Annotated in this window: 13 protein-coding genes and 1 tRNA gene; 6 read left to right on the top strand and 8 right to left on the bottom strand. The window is 67.4% G+C overall.

The features are described 5' to 3' along the window. Nucleotides 1-55 precede the first annotated feature (55 nt). Complete coding sequence (fadD2, locus tag MJO54_RS01320; RefSeq protein ID WP_240175514.1) at nucleotides 56-1,726, top strand: long-chain-fatty-acid--CoA ligase FadD2; 1,671 nt, start codon at nucleotides 56-58, stop codon at nucleotides 1,724-1,726. 20 nt (nucleotides 1,727-1,746) lie between these two features. Here the strand turns inward: fadD2 and MJO54_RS01325 are convergent, their stop codons facing one another. The 4 genes from MJO54_RS01325 to MJO54_RS01340 form a co-directional block, all read right to left on the bottom strand. After that, nucleotides 1,747-2,787 (bottom strand): TQO small subunit DoxD, encoded by a 1,041-nt coding sequence (locus MJO54_RS01325; RefSeq protein ID WP_065153437.1) that lies wholly within the window; start codon nucleotides 2,785-2,787, stop codon nucleotides 1,747-1,749. Nucleotides 2,788-2,960: 173 nt separating this feature from the next. Further along, on the bottom strand, nucleotides 2,961-5,159 hold the full coding sequence (locus MJO54_RS01330) for an acyl-CoA dehydrogenase family protein (protein ID WP_046285851.1): 2,199 nt from the start codon (nucleotides 5,157-5,159) through the stop codon (nucleotides 2,961-2,963). Between the two features lie 34 nt (nucleotides 5,160-5,193). Next, nucleotides 5,194-6,150: a 2-hydroxyacid dehydrogenase gene (locus tag MJO54_RS01335; RefSeq protein WP_174549795.1), complete on the bottom strand. Its 957-nt coding sequence runs from the start codon at nucleotides 6,148-6,150 to the stop codon at nucleotides 5,194-5,196. A gap of 2 nt (nucleotides 6,151-6,152) precedes the next feature. Beyond that, a complete protein-coding gene (locus MJO54_RS01340; RefSeq protein ID WP_046285852.1) occupies nucleotides 6,153-6,794 on the bottom strand; it encodes a TetR/AcrR family transcriptional regulator in 642 nt (213 codons plus the stop codon). Between the two features lie 91 nt (nucleotides 6,795-6,885). On the opposite strand from MJO54_RS01340, the gene MJO54_RS01345 reads away from it, so the two are divergent. Continuing rightward, nucleotides 6,886-7,461, top strand: coding sequence for a VOC family protein (locus MJO54_RS01345; RefSeq protein ID WP_046285853.1), 576 nt, complete (start codon nucleotides 6,886-6,888; stop codon nucleotides 7,459-7,461). A gap of 8 nt (nucleotides 7,462-7,469) precedes the next feature. Here the strand turns inward: MJO54_RS01345 and MJO54_RS01350 are convergent, their stop codons facing one another. The 4 genes from MJO54_RS01350 to MJO54_RS01365 form a co-directional block, all read right to left on the bottom strand. Next, the gene (locus tag MJO54_RS01350; protein ID WP_205843419.1) at nucleotides 7,470-8,450 is read right to left on the bottom strand and encodes an FUSC family protein; all 981 of its coding nucleotides are present in this window, start codon (nucleotides 8,448-8,450) and stop codon (nucleotides 7,470-7,472) included. Nucleotides 8,451-8,476: 26 nt separating this feature from the next. Further along, nucleotides 8,477-10,273: a selenocysteine-specific translation elongation factor gene (gene selB / locus MJO54_RS01355; protein ID WP_105294890.1), complete on the bottom strand. Its 1,797-nt coding sequence runs from the start codon at nucleotides 10,271-10,273 to the stop codon at nucleotides 8,477-8,479. 13 nt (nucleotides 10,274-10,286) lie between these two features. Next, nucleotides 10,287-11,594: an L-seryl-tRNA(Sec) selenium transferase gene (selA, locus tag MJO54_RS01360; RefSeq protein WP_240175515.1), complete on the bottom strand. Its 1,308-nt coding sequence runs from the start codon at nucleotides 11,592-11,594 to the stop codon at nucleotides 10,287-10,289. A 23-nt stretch (nucleotides 11,595-11,617) separates the two neighbouring features. Further along, nucleotides 11,618-11,712, bottom strand: a tRNA-Sec gene (locus tag MJO54_RS01365). 105 nt (nucleotides 11,713-11,817) lie between these two features. Here MJO54_RS01365 and MJO54_RS01370 point away from each other — a divergent pair. From MJO54_RS01370 to MJO54_RS01385, 4 genes are read left to right on the top strand one after another with little or no spacing between them, the layout of a single operon-like run. Then, nucleotides 11,818-12,723: a metal-dependent hydrolase gene (locus MJO54_RS01370; RefSeq protein WP_105295620.1), complete on the top strand. Its 906-nt coding sequence runs from the start codon at nucleotides 11,818-11,820 to the stop codon at nucleotides 12,721-12,723. 41 nt (nucleotides 12,724-12,764) lie between these two features. Further along, complete coding sequence (locus MJO54_RS01375; protein WP_105295621.1) at nucleotides 12,765-13,862, top strand: PDR/VanB family oxidoreductase; 1,098 nt, start codon at nucleotides 12,765-12,767, stop codon at nucleotides 13,860-13,862. Beyond that, the gene (gene selD / locus MJO54_RS01380; protein WP_046285856.1) at nucleotides 13,859-14,839 is read left to right on the top strand and encodes a selenide, water dikinase SelD; all 981 of its coding nucleotides are present in this window, start codon (nucleotides 13,859-13,861) and stop codon (nucleotides 14,837-14,839) included. The genes MJO54_RS01375 and selD overlap by 4 nt, the downstream gene beginning before the upstream one ends. A 30-nt stretch (nucleotides 14,840-14,869) precedes the next feature. Beyond that, entirely contained in the window at nucleotides 14,870-15,289 is a 420-nt protein-coding gene (locus MJO54_RS01385; protein WP_046285857.1) for a hypothetical protein, read from the top strand. Nucleotides 15,290-15,297 lie beyond the last annotated feature (8 nt).

Consider the following 15,297-nt stretch of genomic DNA (forward strand, 5'->3'; position numbering starts at 1 on the left):
ATGAGAGCCCGCCATCCGCCGCCCGACGGCGATCTGCGTCACATAAGGTTGTCCCATGGCTAAGCTCACTGACCTGCCCAGTCAGGCTGCAAACAAGCTCGGTCGCTATCTCGAACGCGGTGGCGCCGAGTTGCATTACCTGCGCAAGATCCTGCAGTCCGGCGCGTTGAAGCTGGAGTCCCCACAGGTCATCGCCAGTGCACTCGCCGACGGAGCGCGCTGGGGCGAGCTGGGGATGATTCCCGCACTCAATGCCCGTCGTAACCCGAACGGCGTCGCCGTGATCGATGACGACGGCAGCATCACGTTCAAGGAGCTGGACGACGCTGTCAACGCGGTGGCCAACGGTCTGCTCGCGATGGGGGTGCGTGGCGGTGACGGCGTGGCGATCCTGGCCCGCAACCATCGCTGGTTCCTGATCGCCAACTACGGTGCCGCCCGAGTCGGCGCCCGGCTGATCCTGCTGAACAGTGAATTCTCCGGCCCGCAGATCAAGGACGTCTCCGAACGCGAAGGCGCCAAGCTGATCATCTACGACGACGAATACACCGCGGCGGTGGCGCAGGCCGAGCCCACGTTGGGCAAGTTGCGGGCGTTGGGCGTCAACCCGGACACCAACGAGCCGTCCGGCAGCACCGACGAGACACTGGCGCAGCTGATCGCGCGCAGCAGCAAGGCGCCGGCGCCCAAGATCACCAAGCACGCCTCGATCATCATCCTGACGTCGGGCACCACCGGTACCCCCAAGGGCGCCAACCGCAGCACCCCGCCCACCATGGCGCCGATCGGCGGCATCCTGTCGCACGTCCCGTTCCGCGCCGGTGAGGTGACGTCATTGCCGTCGCCGATGTTCCATGCCCTGGGCTATCTGCACGGCACGCTGGCCATGTTCTTCGGCTCGACCCTGGTGTTGCGGCGCCGCTTCAAGCCGGCCACCGTGCTGGAGGACCTGGAAAAGCACAAGGTGACCGGCATGGTCGTCGTCCCGGTCATGTTGTCCCGGATCCTCGACCAGCTGGAGAAGACCAGCCCCAAGCCGGACCTGTCGAACCTGCGGATCGTGTTCGTCTCCGGGTCGCAGCTCGGCGCCGAATTGGCGACCCGGGCCATGAAGGACCTGGGACCGGTCATCTACAACATGTACGGCTCCACCGAGGTCGCGTTTGCCACCATCGCCGGCCCCGCCGACCTGCAGCACAATCCCGCGACGGTGGGACCGGTGGTCAAGGGAGTCAAGGTCAAGATCCTCGACGACAACGGCAACGAACTGCCGCAGGGCCAGGTCGGGCGGATCTTCGTCGGCAACTTCTTCCCGTTCGAGGGCTACACCGGTGGCGGCGGCAAGCAGATCATCGATGGCCTGTTGTCCTCCGGCGACGTCGGCTACTTCGACGAGCGCGGGCTGCTGTATGTCAGCGGCCGCGACGACGAGATGATCGTCTCCGGCGGTGAGAACGTCTTCCCTGCCGAAGTCGAGGACCTGATCAGCGGCCACCCCGACGTGATCGAAGCGACGGCGTTGGGCGTCGAGGACAAGGAGTGGGGCGCACGGCTGCGGGCCTTCGTGGTTCGCAAGGAAGGCTCCACCGTTGACGAGGACACCATCAAGGTCTACGTGAAGGAGCACCTGGCGCGTTACAAGGTGCCCCGCGAAGTGGTCTTCCTCGAGGAGCTGCCGCGTAACCCCACCGGCAAGATCCTCAAGCGCGAACTCCGCGACCTGTAGGGGGCGCTTCTCGCGCTCGCTCAGGAGACGGTTTCGATCTCCCGTTTCCAGGTGGCGCCGCTGATATCGGTGAGGACGAGCGTGTAGGAATGTGCGCCGTCCCACCGGATCTGTCCGGTGTCGATGGTCAGCTGTGCTTTGGCGCCGAGCGGGACGATCAGGCTGTACGGGCCGGGTTTCACCTTGGCCACGTAGCGGTTGGCGATCGCCGCCTCGGGCAGCCGGCTGAGCTGCGCGCCATCCAGTTGCATGACGGTATTGCCGGCGGTGTCGTCGACGACGCTGACGCCGATCAGGAATGAGCCGTAGACGTCCGCGCCTTCGGTTCGGTAGAGCTGGAATTGCAGGCTGTTGCCGGCGACCCGGGCTTCGGACACCTCGATCTTCGGCGCGACCGACTTGTTGTGTAGCGGCCCATACACCCCGCCGTGGAACTGCTGGTTGGTGAACAATGCCAACGCCAAAACGGCAAACGAGCCGATGAGTATCGCTGGCGTTTTGATGGTGACCGCGCCGGACGTCAGCCAGTGGAGCCGTGTTCGCTGTGCGAACCGCGGATACTTCGCGGAAAGGACACGATCCACCGAGTAGCGTCCGCCGCCGGTCAAGAACAGCATGAAGCCGCTGGCCACGCCCAGGATGCCGATCTGCCACTCGTCGAGGCAGGTGGTGCCCAGCCAGCCGGCGCTGAGCAAGATACCGAAAGCCAAGCCCAGCACGGCCAGGCTCATGACCCTGGTGAACAGTCCGACGATCACGCAGATCCCGACGATGCCTTCCACGATGGTGAACACCGTCATGGCTGCGGCGAGCAGGCCGGGATGGGTCAGAAGATGCTCGATGATCGGGCCGATGCCAAGCGCATTCGGGAGAAAATGGTTGAACTTCTCGCCGACATAGCCAGGGACGTCCGGATTCAATTTGACATCGAGACCGACTCGTCTCCAGAAGGCGGAGAAATATGTCCAGCCGATGACTAGGCGGACGGGCAGCGCGAAAAGTGCGGCGGTATTGAAATGGCTTGCGGTGATCTTATTTTCGTCAGCAGCGTCAACGGTCACGTAAGCAGTCCTGAGGCATTCGTTCGTGGCGATTCGCCCGCCATGCTAGCAGCGCCGTCAGAACCCCAGCCGAAACCCGTTGCCCCGTCGAATCGATTGCCGAGTGTGCGTTTTCGTTGGCAAAAGAACCTTTTCGCCACCGAAACCGCACACTCGGCGCCTCTGGTGACCCTTTACGGGTCGCGGGGGAGGCCAAGCAGACGCTCGGCGATGATGTTGAGCTGGACCTCCGAGGTGCCGCCGTAGATGGTGGTGGCCCGGCTCATCAACAGGTACTCGGCCCACTTGCCAGGCAGCTGCTCACGATCGCCGATCGCGGCATCACCGCCGAACGTGCCCACCGCGAACTCGGCGTAGCCCTGTCCGGTGCGCATCGACAGCAGCTTGGACACCGCGGCCGCCGGCATCGGGTCCTTGCCCGCCAGGGTCAGCAGCGTCGAGCGCAGGTTGAGCAGCTTGGCGGCGTGCCCTTCGGCGATCAACTGGCCGGCCCGGCGCTGTTCACCGCCATCGAACTGGCCATCCCGGATGAACTCCACGAAGCCGTCGAGGCTCGCCAGGAACGGCATCTCAGAGCCGCCGATCGACACCCGCTCGGCCGTCAGCGTGTTACGGCTGACCTCCCAGCCGCGGTTCACCTCGCCGAGCACCAACTCGTCCGGGATGAACACGTCGTCGATGAACACGGTGTTGAACATCGCCCCGCCGGTGAGTTCGCGCAGTGGGCTGACCGTCACACCCTCGGCCTTCATGTCCAACAAGAAGTAGGTGATGCCGTCATGTTTGGGAGCGCTCGAGTCAGTCCTGGCGAGCAGGGCTCCCCACGAGGAGAACTGCGCGGCCGACGTCCAGATCTTCTGGCCGCTGATCCGCCACCCGCCGTCAACCTTGGTTGCCTTGGTGGTCAGGCTGGCCAGGTCCGAACCGGCGCCTGGCTCGGAAAACAGTTGGCACCAGACCATTTCGCCCCGGAACGTGGTGGGCAGGAAACGCTGTTTCTGCTCCTCGGTGCCGAACGCCACGATCGATGGGATCAGCCAGGCGGCGATCCCCATCGCCTGGCGACGCACCCGGCCGGTGGAGAACTCCTGCTCGATGATGATCTGCTCGATCGGCTCGGCGGCTCGCCCCCACGGCTTCGGCAAATAGGGCAACACCCAGCCGCCCTCGGCGATCGCGACCGTGCGCTCGTCGTGCGCCATGGCCTTCAGTGCAGCGACCTCGGACCTGATCTCGGCGCGCAACTTCTCGGTGTCGGGATCCAGGTCGATGTCGATCTTGCGCATCCCACCGGCGGTGGCGGTGTCGACCACCTGTTGCGGGTATGCGGAGCGGCTCCCGAAGGAAGCGGCCAGAATCAGTGCCCGCCGGTAGTACACACCAGCGTCGTGCTCCCAGGTAAAGCCGATTCCGCCGTGCACCTGGATGCAGTCCTGGGTGCAGTGCTGCGCCGCGCTGGGCGCCAGTGTGGCCGCCACGGCAGTCGCGAACTGCACCGTCGAAACCGCAGCGTCCCAACCATTCTCGTTTGCCTCGTCGATAGCGCGGGCGGCGTCCCAGACCGCGGCGGTGGCCCGCTCGGTGTCGGCGATCATCTCCGCACACTTGTGCTTGATGGCCTGGAACTGGCCGATCGGCCGGCCGAACTGTTCGCGGATCTTGGCGTAATCCGCCGCGGTGTCGGTGGCCCAGCGGGCCACTCCGACCGCCTCCGCGGACAGCAGCGTGGAGATCAGCGCATGTGCCCGCGCCGACGCGAGGTCACGCAGGACCGCGGCGTCGTCGATCTCCACGCCGTCGGCACGCACATGGGCGATCGGGCGCAGCGGGTCCACGCTTGCCACCGGCTCGATCTCGAGCTGGTCGGCGCGCAGCACCACCCACACCTCGGCACCGTCGACCGCCACGGGAGCCACCAACAGCGACGCTTCAGCAGCGGCCGCGACGGCACGGGCCTCACCGCGGATCACCAGGCCCGACCCCGCCACGGTGCCGGTCAGCCCCGGGTTGATCGTGTAGCTGGCGATCACCTCTCCGTTGGCCAGCCCGCTCAGCGCGGCGGCGGACGGATCGTTTGCGGCGATCAGGGCGCTGGCGATTGCCGACGGCACAAACGGCCCGGGCACTGCCCCGTAGCCGAACTCGGCGAGAACCACCGCCAGTTCCAGGATTCCGAAACCCTGGCCGCCGGCATCCTCGGTCAGATGCACACCCGCCAAGCCCTGCTCGGCGGCGGCTCGCCAGTACGGCGGCGGGTTCTGGATCGGGGTGTCCATCGCGGCGTGCAGCATCTCGGATGGCACGGAGCGGGCCACGAAGGATCGCACGGAATCGGCGAGGTCCTGGTGTTCAGAAGTGATCGCTATCGGCATTGAGACGCCTTTCAGGTGAGTACGTATAGTGAATCTAACAACCAGTCGGTTGGTTGACTACGTGGGTCAGGGACTGCCCGTCGCGCAGCCGGCGGCAGTTGTCGACAGCCGCAGCCAGGTAGCGCCCCATGGTGTCGGCGGTATACCAGCTGACATGGGGGGTCAGCACCACGTTCTCCAAGCCGAGCAGCGGATTGTCTGCGGTCACCGGCTCGACGGTGAACACGTCGAGCCCGGCCCCGGCCAGCCGCCCGCCGCGCAGCGCGTCGGCTAGCGCGGTTTCGTCGACGATCGGTCCGCGCGCGGTATTGATCAGCACCGCCTCGGGCTTCATCCGCGCCAGGGCGGCCCGGTCGATCAATCCCTCGGTGGTCTCTGTCAATGGAACGTGCAGCGAGACGATGTCCGAGGCGGCCAGCAGTTCGGGCAGGGGCCGCCAACCGGGCGTGCCGTCGTCACGGGTGCTGGTGTGCAGCACCTGCGCGCCCATGGCGGCCACGATTCCGGCCACTCGCTGGGCGATGCTGCCGAAGCCGACCAGGCCGACGGTGCAGCCGCCGATGTCGCGGCAGCGCTCGCCGAGATCGGGATCGGTCGGCCAACCGCGGACCTCGCGGGTCGCACGGTCCAGCGGCAGTAGCCGGCGCAGCACGGCGAGCATCAGCAGAACGGTGCCCTCGGCTACCGACGCGGCATTGGCACCGGGCATATTGGCCACCGCGATGCCGCGCTGGGTCGCGACGTCGACGTCGATGGTGTTGATGCCGACACCGAATTTGTGCACCAGTCGTAGTTGAGGCCCGCTTCGCAGGTCGTCGCCCGAGAGCGGTCGCAGTACGTGCCAGAGCACCTCAGCGTCGGCCAGTTCGCGGCGGAACGTGACGTCGTCGTCGGCGGCGCACCACCGGATGTCCAACCAATCAGACTCGGGTGCAACGAATTCCTCGACCTTCGGGCCGGGAATGAAGTGCGCCAGGACTCTCAACGCCATGCTCAGGAATTCTCCTCGGTGTAGATGGCCCGATAGAACACGTTGGCCAGCGTGCGAATACACGATGCGTCATCGGGGCCGCCGTCGTCGCGGGGCGTGGCGAGCTGGACGTAGCAGAACTGGTTGAGCATCGACACGATCGCCACCGCGAGCAGTTCCGGGTCGTCATTGGTGCAGTAGCCCTCGGCTTGGGCGCGCTTGACCGTTTCCGTGATGTGGCCGACGGGAACCGCGCAGATCTCCGCCCAGTACCGGGCGAAGTCGTCGTTGACCATCGCCAGCTGGGAGACGCCGACCATCTCGGCCAGCCGGTTGCGGTAGGTGTGCCAATGTGCGGCGGTGGCCTGCTCGATCCGTTCGCGATTGGTCAGCCCGTGCCGCACCACGCTGGATGCTCGCTCGGCGGCCTCGTCGCGGAATCGCAGGGCCCATTCGGCGACCATCGCTTCTTTGGAGTCGTAGTAGTTGTAGAACGACGCCGCCGATCGGCCGGCTTCGGCCGCGATGTCGGCGATGGTGGCGGCCAGCACTCCCTTGCGGGCGATCACCGCGCGCGCCGCCGAGTCGATCGCGGCTTGGGTGCGTCGACCCCGGTGGGTGGGCAACGGGTCGCGGTGGCCGGACTGCTCGGGACTGGTCGACACCGGAACACACTCCCTGTCTTGGTGGGGCTGGATCAAATCTGAATCTGATGTTAGATTCAGTTTCAGATCTTGACCAGAGGAGTGTCCGCACATGATCAAGCCGCACGGTGTCAACACCGAATTCGAAATCAGCGGGATCAACCACGTAGCGATGGTGTGCTCCGACATGGAGCGCACCGTCGACTTCTACAGCAACACCTTGGGCATGCCCCTGATCAAGTCGCTCGACCTGCCCGCGGGTATCGGTCAGCACTTCTTCTTCGACGCCGGCAACGGCGACTGCGTGGCCTTCTTCTGGTTCCGCGACGCGCCGGACCGGGTTCCCGGGATCTCCTCGCCGGCCGCCATCCCCGGAATCGGCGAGATCACCAGCGCGGTGAGCACGCTCAACCACCTGGCCTTCCATGTGCCGGCGGACAAGTTCGACGCCTACCGCCAGCGACTCAAAGAGAAGGGTGTCCGGGTCGGCCCGGTCCTCAACCACGACGAGTCCGAGTGGCAGGCCAGCCCGACGTTGCACCCGGGGGTGTATGTCCGCTCGTTCTACTTCCAGGACCCCGACGGCATCACCCTGGAATTCGCCTGCTGGACCAAGGAATTCACCGGCGACGAAGAGCACGTCACGCCCAAGACCGCAGCCGACCGGCGGGTTCCGGCCAGCACCTAGAAACTGCGTCAATACCGCGCGAGGTTGATCACCCGGTCCAGTTCGTCGATACAGGTGTCGATGGAAGCAAATAACGCGGCATTGCCGGACCGTGCCACCACCATGTGACTGCGGGCCGCTGTCGCGTGCGCGGTCGCGGCAGCGGGCTCGTCACGGGTGAGGGCGGCGGCCGCTGCGGCGAGCTCGCCGACTGTTTTCTGGACCGGTTCGTCGAGCGGTTCGGCGGTCCCGGTGATGGTGCGCGCCAATTGCACGACGGAAGTGGCCAGCAGGGACAGTTGCGCGGCCTGCCGGTCGGCGGCTCGGGTCTCGGTCCGCAGCGGCCAGCGAAACGGGCATACCCGCGCCAACTGTTCGGCGGTACCGCGAGCTTCGGACAGGCCTGCCAGACGGTGGTGCAGCTCGGCCGCGGCTGACAGCATCCAGTCGGAATCGCCGGTGCGGCTGCGTGTCTGGGTGAGGATGTCATGCACCGCCGTCAACACTTCGATCCGGGCATCGCGCAGCACAACTACCGGGTTCCGGGGGAAAATCAGGATGCTAAAGGTGGCCGCGATCCCGCCGCCGACCAGCGCGTCGAACAGCCTCTCCGTTCCGATACCGCTGTGCGGCAGGGACAACACCAGGATGGCTGAGATGACCGTCTGGTTGACGAACATAGGACGGTGCTGCAGGAAACCTCGGCCGATGAGCAACGCCGCAGACAGCGAGACCAAGACGACCACGGACATCGCGATCGGCCCGGTGCCCAGGACCATGTTCACCAAGCTGCCTAATCCGATGCCCAGTCCCACCCCGACCACCATCTCGGCTGCGAGCTGGGAGCGGACCACGTTGGTCGCCCACATGCACACCGCGGCAGCGATCGGCGCGAAGAACGGGGCAGTATGGTCGAGCACGTCGCGGGCCAAGTACCACGCCACGCCCGCGGCCAGCGCGGTCTGCAGGATCGCCCACATGGTGGCGCGCAATCGCGACGTACCGATCATGTTGCCAGCAAACAGCATCTGCGGTATCAGCGCACCACTTCCCGGTAGACCGCATCGATTCGGCGGGTCCAGCCGCGGGCATCGAGAAGCTCCAGCAAGGGGATCGCGACCCGCCGGGTGGTGTGCAACGCCTGCTTGGCTTGGGTGGCGGTGAAAGGCTGCTTCAGCGACGCCAATTCGCGCATCGCCAACGCGGGCGCAGTCGGCAGCAGCACCAGATTCTCGGCCAGGCGTAACAGCCGCCCCACCCGTTCAGCCGCCGCCAGCTCCCGGATTCCCAGGTGCAGCGCGGACAGGTCGTCGGCTTCCGGGGCGTGAAACGGGGACGCCGCCAACCTGGCCTCCAACTCGGTGATCGCGCCCTCGACAGGGCCGAGATCGTCACGGCCGTCCGGCAACCGAATCAATCCGTCGCGGTGCTCCAACCCCGCAGGGCCCACCAGCTCATCGAGCAACGCGGGATCGGGCAGCGAAAGCAGATCCGCCGCCGCGCCCCGGGACAGTCCGGCGGACAGCGGATTCCGCTCTCGCAGGTCACGCACCGCGCTCTGCAGCCGGTCCCGCCACGCGCTATACGCCGTAGCGTGCACCCACCAGCCGCCGATCACTGTCACTTCCGGCGGTACCGGGGGGAGCGCGTACCCAAGCAACTGCAGCCGACGCTGCGACACCGCACCGCGGCGAGCCACCTCGGCCAGCACCTGTCCTGGCTGATCGGCCGGATCGGTTCCGGCGAGTTCGTCGGCGCGTCGGGCCGCGTCACCGCGTCGCCGCAGGGCAGGCGGATCGGCGTCGAGCACCACCACCCCGCCCAGCACTCGACGGGCCCCCGGGTCGCGCAGTGCCAGATGATCCGAAAACATCAGCGGCAGCGGGCTTTCCAAAGTAAGGCGGGCGTGGTCGGCGTCGAGGAGCCGCAGCCGGGCGGGCACCGCGGCCGTGCCTACGTGCACCACGATGCGCTCGGGTGCCTCGGGCAGGGGGCAACCGGTGCGGTGTCGGACGTCGGCCACCATGGTGGTCAGCCACTCGTCGGAGCTGACCAGGGCGTCCCCGCGGCGCACCTCGCCGGCCGCCACCCCGCGCAGATTGACCGCGACCCGCACCGTGGGGTGCAGTTCCGAATGCGTCTCGCCGCAGCTCTGCAGCCCGCGAATGACCACCGCACGCGAATGGCCACGCCCCAGCAACTGCAGCTGATCACCGGCTGCCAACGCGCCCGCGGTCAGGGTGCCGGTCACCACCGTCCCGGCCCCGGTGATGGTGAACGAGCGGTCCACCCACAACCGAACACGCCCCGTGCTCGAAGGCTCCGGGAGCTCGGCCAGCAGGTCGTCGAGCGCAGCACGCAGTGCGTCCAGGCCGGTGCCGTCCAGCGCTGACACGGCGACGATCGGGGCGTCAGCCAGACCCGTCTGGGCCAGTTCGGCGCGCACCTGGTCGGAAACCTGCGCGACGCGTTGATCGCCGGCCCGGTCAACGCGGGTGAGCACCACCAGTCCCTGCGTAATGCCCAGGGCGGCTATGGCGTCGCGGTGATCATCGGACTGTGCCCGCCAGCCCTCGTCGGCGGCGACCACGAAACACACCACCGAAGCCGGTCCCAGACCGGCCAGGGTGTTGGGCAGAAACCGTTCGTGGCCTGGCACATCGACGAAGGCCACTCGCCGGCCCGACGGCAGCGCGGTCCAGGCGAAACCCAGATCGATGGTGAGTCCGCGCCGTCGTTCCTCGGCCCAACGGTCGGGTTCCATCCCGGTGAGCGCCCGCACCAGGGTGGACTTGCCGTGGTCGACGTGGCCGGCCGTGGCAATAACAAACATGGCCGAACGCCCCTCACCCGATCCGGTCGAGCGCGGCCCGCACCGCGGCCAGCAGCCGGTCGTCGTCGGCTTCCGGCACACAGCGCAGATCGATCAGGCAGGCGCCGTCGTGCACCCGGGGCAGCACCGCGGGATCGCCGGTGCGCAGCGCGGCCGCCGCGGCCTCGGGCAGCCGGACCGCCCAGCCCGGCAGCGGAACTCCCGGAGCTCCGCCGCCGCCGACGCGGCCGTCATGGACGACGACGGTGGCACCGACCGCGGCGGCCAGCCGGTCGGCACGCGAACGCAACTGGACGGGGTCGGCGTGCAGTGCCCGGGTCACCGGGGCGGCGGCGCCGGAGACGGTGGCCTCCAGGGCTGCCAGGGTGAGTTTGTCGGCGCGAACCGCGCGAGCCAACGGATGTCGAGCGAGCTGGGCGATGACCTCGGCCCGGCCCAACATGACCCCGGCCTGCGGCCCGCCGAGTAGCTTGTCCCCGCTGGCGGTCACGATGTCGGCGCCGGCGGCAAGCATGGTCGCCGCATCCGGCTCGGCGGGCAACAGCGGATCCGGGGATAGCAGTCCGCTGCCCAGATCGGCTACCAAGGCCACCTCGTGTTCGGTTGCCAGGGGCCGCAATTGCGCCAATCCCACCGCTGCCGTGAAACCGTGGACGGCGAAATTGCTGGGATGGACCTTGAGGATGCAGCCGGTCTGGGGTCCGATGGCCTCGGCGTAATCACGCAGATGGGTGCGGTTAGTGGTGCCGACCTCCCGCAGCCTCGCCCCGGTGGAGGCGATCAGGTCCGGTAGGCGGAAGCCGGCCCCGATCTCGATCAGCTCGCCCCGGCTGACCACCACCTCGCGGCCGGCGGCCAGCGCTGTGGTGGCCAGCACCAGGGCCGCGGCACCGTTGTTGACCACCAGCGCGTCCTCGGCGGCCGGGCAGGCCGCCAGCAGCGCAGCCCGGGCCGCGACCCCGCGTTTGGAGCGCGCGCCGGTGGCCAGGTCCAGCTCGACGTCGACGTAGCCGCTGGCCGCCACCAGTGCCTCGACCGCGGCGGCTGACAGCGGCGCTCGACCCAGGTTGGTGTGCACCACCACCCCGGTGGCATTGAGGACCGGCCGCAACGTCGTCCCCGTCTGGCCGGAAAGGCCTTCCAGAACAACGCTTTCGACTTGCTCTGGTGCCAGATCGCCGCGTCGCGCCCGATCCTGGGCGTCACGCACCAGGCCGCGGACCACATGCTCGCCAAGTCGTGCACGGGCCGCGCGAACCGGAGGCAGCATCAACAGTGCATCGGTGCGTGGAATGGCGCGGCGCGGATCGGTGTCGGTCACGGCTCCTCCTGGCGATACGCGGCTGGCGGAGGCGGACGGGAATCGAACCCGCCAGGCCGAGCTACTCGGCCTCACCGGTTTTGAAGACCGGGGAGCCCACCAGGACTCAGACGCCTCCGCTGATCAACCTAAACCTTCAGCGATTTCGGCGCGGTAATGACCGCTCAGCGGAGAAAAACGCGCCGAGACCGTGGGTAGCATGACCCCGAAGGAGGCCGTGACCATGACGAGCCAAACCAAGCCGGCGGTGGGCGGGCACATCCATGAACCGGCCGGCGTGGAGATCCACGCCCGCAATGTCGAGTTCGACTGGTCACAGACACCGCTGCACTGGATCAAAGACGAGCCGGTGGCCTCCGATGTGGTGAGCATCCTGCACCTGATCCTGCCCGAGGGCGAGCGGTGGTTCTGCGAGGTTTTCAACGAGGCGCTGCCGTACGTCAAGGACGAGGATCTGGCGCGCGCCATGCGCGGCTTCATCGGCCAGGAGGCGATGCACGCCGAGTCCCACGACAAGGCGGTGACCGAGTTCCTGGAAGCGCGCGGCGTCGACACCGGGCCCATCCTGCGGCAGTTCGAGTACTTGTTCCGCAAGCTGCTGGCACCGCGCAGCCAGCGGTTCGCCCGCACCCGCTACAACGACATGGTGCAGCGGCTGTGGCTGATCGCCGCGATCGAGCACTACACCGCGATCCTGGGTGACTTCGTGCTGAACTGCTCGTGGGACGACTACGACGTGGATCCGACGATGGCCGACATCTGCCGCTGGCACGGTGCCGAGGAGATCGAACATCGCTGCGTGGCACACGATGTGGCGAACTACTTTCACCCCGGCTACCTGAACCGTTGCCGTGCGATGGTGGTCGGCCTGGCGTACCTGGTGTTGATGATTCACCGGGCGATCGGATTCATGTGCCGCTCAGATGACACCATCAGCCATTCCTATTTCTGGTTGTGGCGTCAGTACCTGAGCGGGTCGCGGCGCAACATCCTGCCCCAGTTGCGGCAGGTGCTCAAATACACCGTCGTCTATTTCAAGCCGTCGTTCGACCCGGCGTCCATCGGCTCCACCGCGCAGGCTGTCGCCTACCTGGCGACGTCGCCGGCAGCACGCAGGGCGCGGCGTTGACGACCTCGGGACACGACGCCGCGGGATCACGATTCCGGCCGCTGGGCGAGATTCCGGCCGACGTTCCGCCGCAGCTGTACGGGCGGTGGCGCCACGACCCCCTGCTGCGGGCCTCGAATCTGCTGGCCAAGATCGCCTTCCCGGCGTTCAGCGTGTTGATGCGCCGCTGGAAACTGGCCGAGCCGGATCGCACGCGCGAGTTGCGGGTGGCCCGGCGTGAGATCGTGGCCCACGACAAAGACGTGGTGGCGTTGACCCTGGTCGCCGCCGACGGCAAGCCGCTGGCCCGCTGGACACCCGGCGCGCATCTGGACCTGCTGCTGCCCTCCGGCAAGATGCGGGAGTACTCGCTGTGTGGAGACCCCGCCGACTCCGACAGCTACCGCATCGCGGTGCGCCGCATCCCCGACGGCGGCGGTGGGTCGATCGAGGTGCACGACACGTTGCAGCCCGGCGCCACGGTCACGATCAAGGGACCCCGCAACGGCATGCCGATGGCCGTTCCCGGTTTCGGTTCGCCGGCGCAGCGTCTCCGCTTCGTCGCCGGCGGTATTGGGATCACCCCGATCCTGCCGATGATGCGCGCCGCTGAACGCCTGGGACTGGACTGGTCGATGATCTACACCGGCCGCTCGGCCGACTCCATCCCGTTCATCGATGAGGTGCAGCAGTTCGGCGACAAGGTGGCCGTCCGCACGGACGACACCTACGGGCTACCGACGGCCGCCGACTTGATCGGCGACGCGCCGGTGCCGACGGCGCTCTACGCGTGCGGCCCGCCGGCCATGCTCGAGGTGCTCCGTCAGGGGCTGATCGGCCGTACCGACGTAGAGCTGCACTACGAACGGTTCTTTGCCCCACCGGTTCTCGACGGCAAACCGTTCACCGTCACCCTCGCCAAAAGCGGCACCGTCGTCCCTGTCGACGCCGAACAGACCGCGTTGGCGGCGATCCTGCAGGTCCAGCCGGCCACCCCCTACTCATGCAAACAGGGATTCTGCGGCACCTGCCGGGTGCGGGTGCTCGACGGGGAGATCGACCACCGAGATCAGACCCTGACCGATACCGAACGCGCCAACGGCGACATGCTGATCTGCATCTCCCGCGCGGCCGGCGACCACCTCATCATTGACGCATGACCGAACTGCGATTGACCGGCTACGCCCACGGCGGCGGCTGCGCATGCAAGATTCCCCCCGGCGAGCTGGAGGAGGCGGTGCGCGGCCTGACCGGGCAGTCCGGCGAGAACGTTCTGGTCGGCCTCGACGACGGCGACGACGCCGCAGCCGTGCTGGTGCGCGACGACCTCGCCGTGCTGTCCACCGCTGACTTTTTCACCCCCGTCGTCGACGACGCCTACGACTGGGGCCGGATCGCTGCCGCCAATGCGCTCTCGGACATCTATGCGATGGGCGGACGCCCGGTGGTCGCGATCAATCTGGTCGGCTGGCCGCGGGAAACACTACCCCTGGAGTTGATGACGGAGGTGCTGCGCGGCGGTCTGGCGGTGGCGCAGCAGGCGGGCTGCCCGGTGATCGGCGGCCATTCCATCGACGACCCGGAGCCCAAGTACGGCATGGCGGTCACCGGGGTGGCCGATCCGAACAAGTTGCTGCGCAACGACGCCGCGCAGCCTGGCCTACCGCTGACCTTGACCAAGCCGCTGGGGGTGGGGCTGCTCAACAACCGGCACAAGCGCACCGGCGAGGTGTTCGACGACGCGATCGCGACCATGGTCGGACTCAACCGTGACGCCGCCGAAGCCGCACTGTCGCTCGGGGTGCGGGCGGCCACCGACGTCACCGGTTTCGGGCTACTCGGCCATCTGTACAAGATGTGCCGTGCCTCGGGGGTGGGTGCGGTGCTCGACCGATCTGCGGTGCCGATGATCGCCGGCGCGCACGAAGCGCTGCGCGATGGCTACGTCTCCGGTGGCACGCGCCGCAACCTGGACTGGGTGCGTCCGCACCTGCGCCCCGGCCCCGGCGTCACCGAGGACGACCTGCTGCTGCTGGCCGACGCTCAGACCTCCGGGGGCCTGCTGGTCGTCGGAGAGCTGCCCGGCCACCCGGTGATCGGACATACCCTGGCGGGCAGCGGAATTGACGTCGTGTGAGCTGGAACTCTGATAGGTTCCTCGATCACCATGAACCTTTCTCAGGGCAGTGTTCGCAACTCGTTCCGCGCGGTGGCCGTGTGCGCTGCCGCAGTTATCTCCGCCGGGCCGGCCTACGCTGATCCGCCGCTGCTCAACGGCGAATACCAGGGTGCCGACCAGGAGTTCGCCTGGACCATCGCCACCAGCTGTAGCCAGGCCGACTGCAACGGAACCGTCTCCAGCAATCAGGGCTGGACCAGTCCCATGAGCCTGGTCGACGGGCACTGGCAGTTCAGCGTCACCAAGCCGGACGGCGGGATCTGCGCAGACGGCAACTACGCGCCGGCGATCATTCGGGTCTCGATCGACCCGGTATCGCTCGGCGGGGTGGTCACGACCAGTTCCGATGGCGAATGCCCGGGAAGTACTTTGGCCTCCAAGCCATTTCAGCTGCACCAGCTCGGCTGAGATACTCC

Origin of the sequence: Mycolicibacter virginiensis (assembly GCF_022374935.2) — a bacterium.
Taxonomy (GTDB): domain Bacteria; phylum Actinomycetota; class Actinomycetes; order Mycobacteriales; family Mycobacteriaceae; genus Mycobacterium; species Mycobacterium virginiense.

Bases quoted from the DNA above. Each gene is read 5' to 3' on its own strand.
- fadD2 (WP_240175514.1), top strand. From the start codon at position 56: ATGGCTAAGCTCACTGACCTGCCCAGTCAGGCTGCAAACAAGCTCGGT.
- MJO54_RS01330 (WP_046285851.1), bottom strand. From the start codon at position 5,159: ATGCCGATAGCGATCACTTCTGAACACCAGGACCTCGCCGATTCCGTG.
- MJO54_RS01335 (WP_174549795.1), bottom strand. From the start codon at position 6,150: ATGGCGTTGAGAGTCCTGGCGCACTTCATTCCCGGCCCGAAGGTCGAG.
- MJO54_RS01345 (WP_046285853.1), top strand. From the start codon at position 6,886: ATGATCAAGCCGCACGGTGTCAACACCGAATTCGAAATCAGCGGGATC.
- MJO54_RS01350 (WP_205843419.1), bottom strand. From the start codon at position 8,450: ATGATCGGTACGTCGCGATTGCGCGCCACCATGTGGGCGATCCTGCAG.
- selB (WP_105294890.1), bottom strand. From the start codon at position 10,273: ATGTTTGTTATTGCCACGGCCGGCCACGTCGACCACGGCAAGTCCACC.
- MJO54_RS01370 (WP_105295620.1), top strand. From the start codon at position 11,818: ATGACGAGCCAAACCAAGCCGGCGGTGGGCGGGCACATCCATGAACCG.
- selD (WP_046285856.1), top strand. From the start codon at position 13,859: ATGACCGAACTGCGATTGACCGGCTACGCCCACGGCGGCGGCTGCGCA.
- MJO54_RS01385 (WP_046285857.1), top strand. From the start codon at position 14,870: ATGAACCTTTCTCAGGGCAGTGTTCGCAACTCGTTCCGCGCGGTGGCC.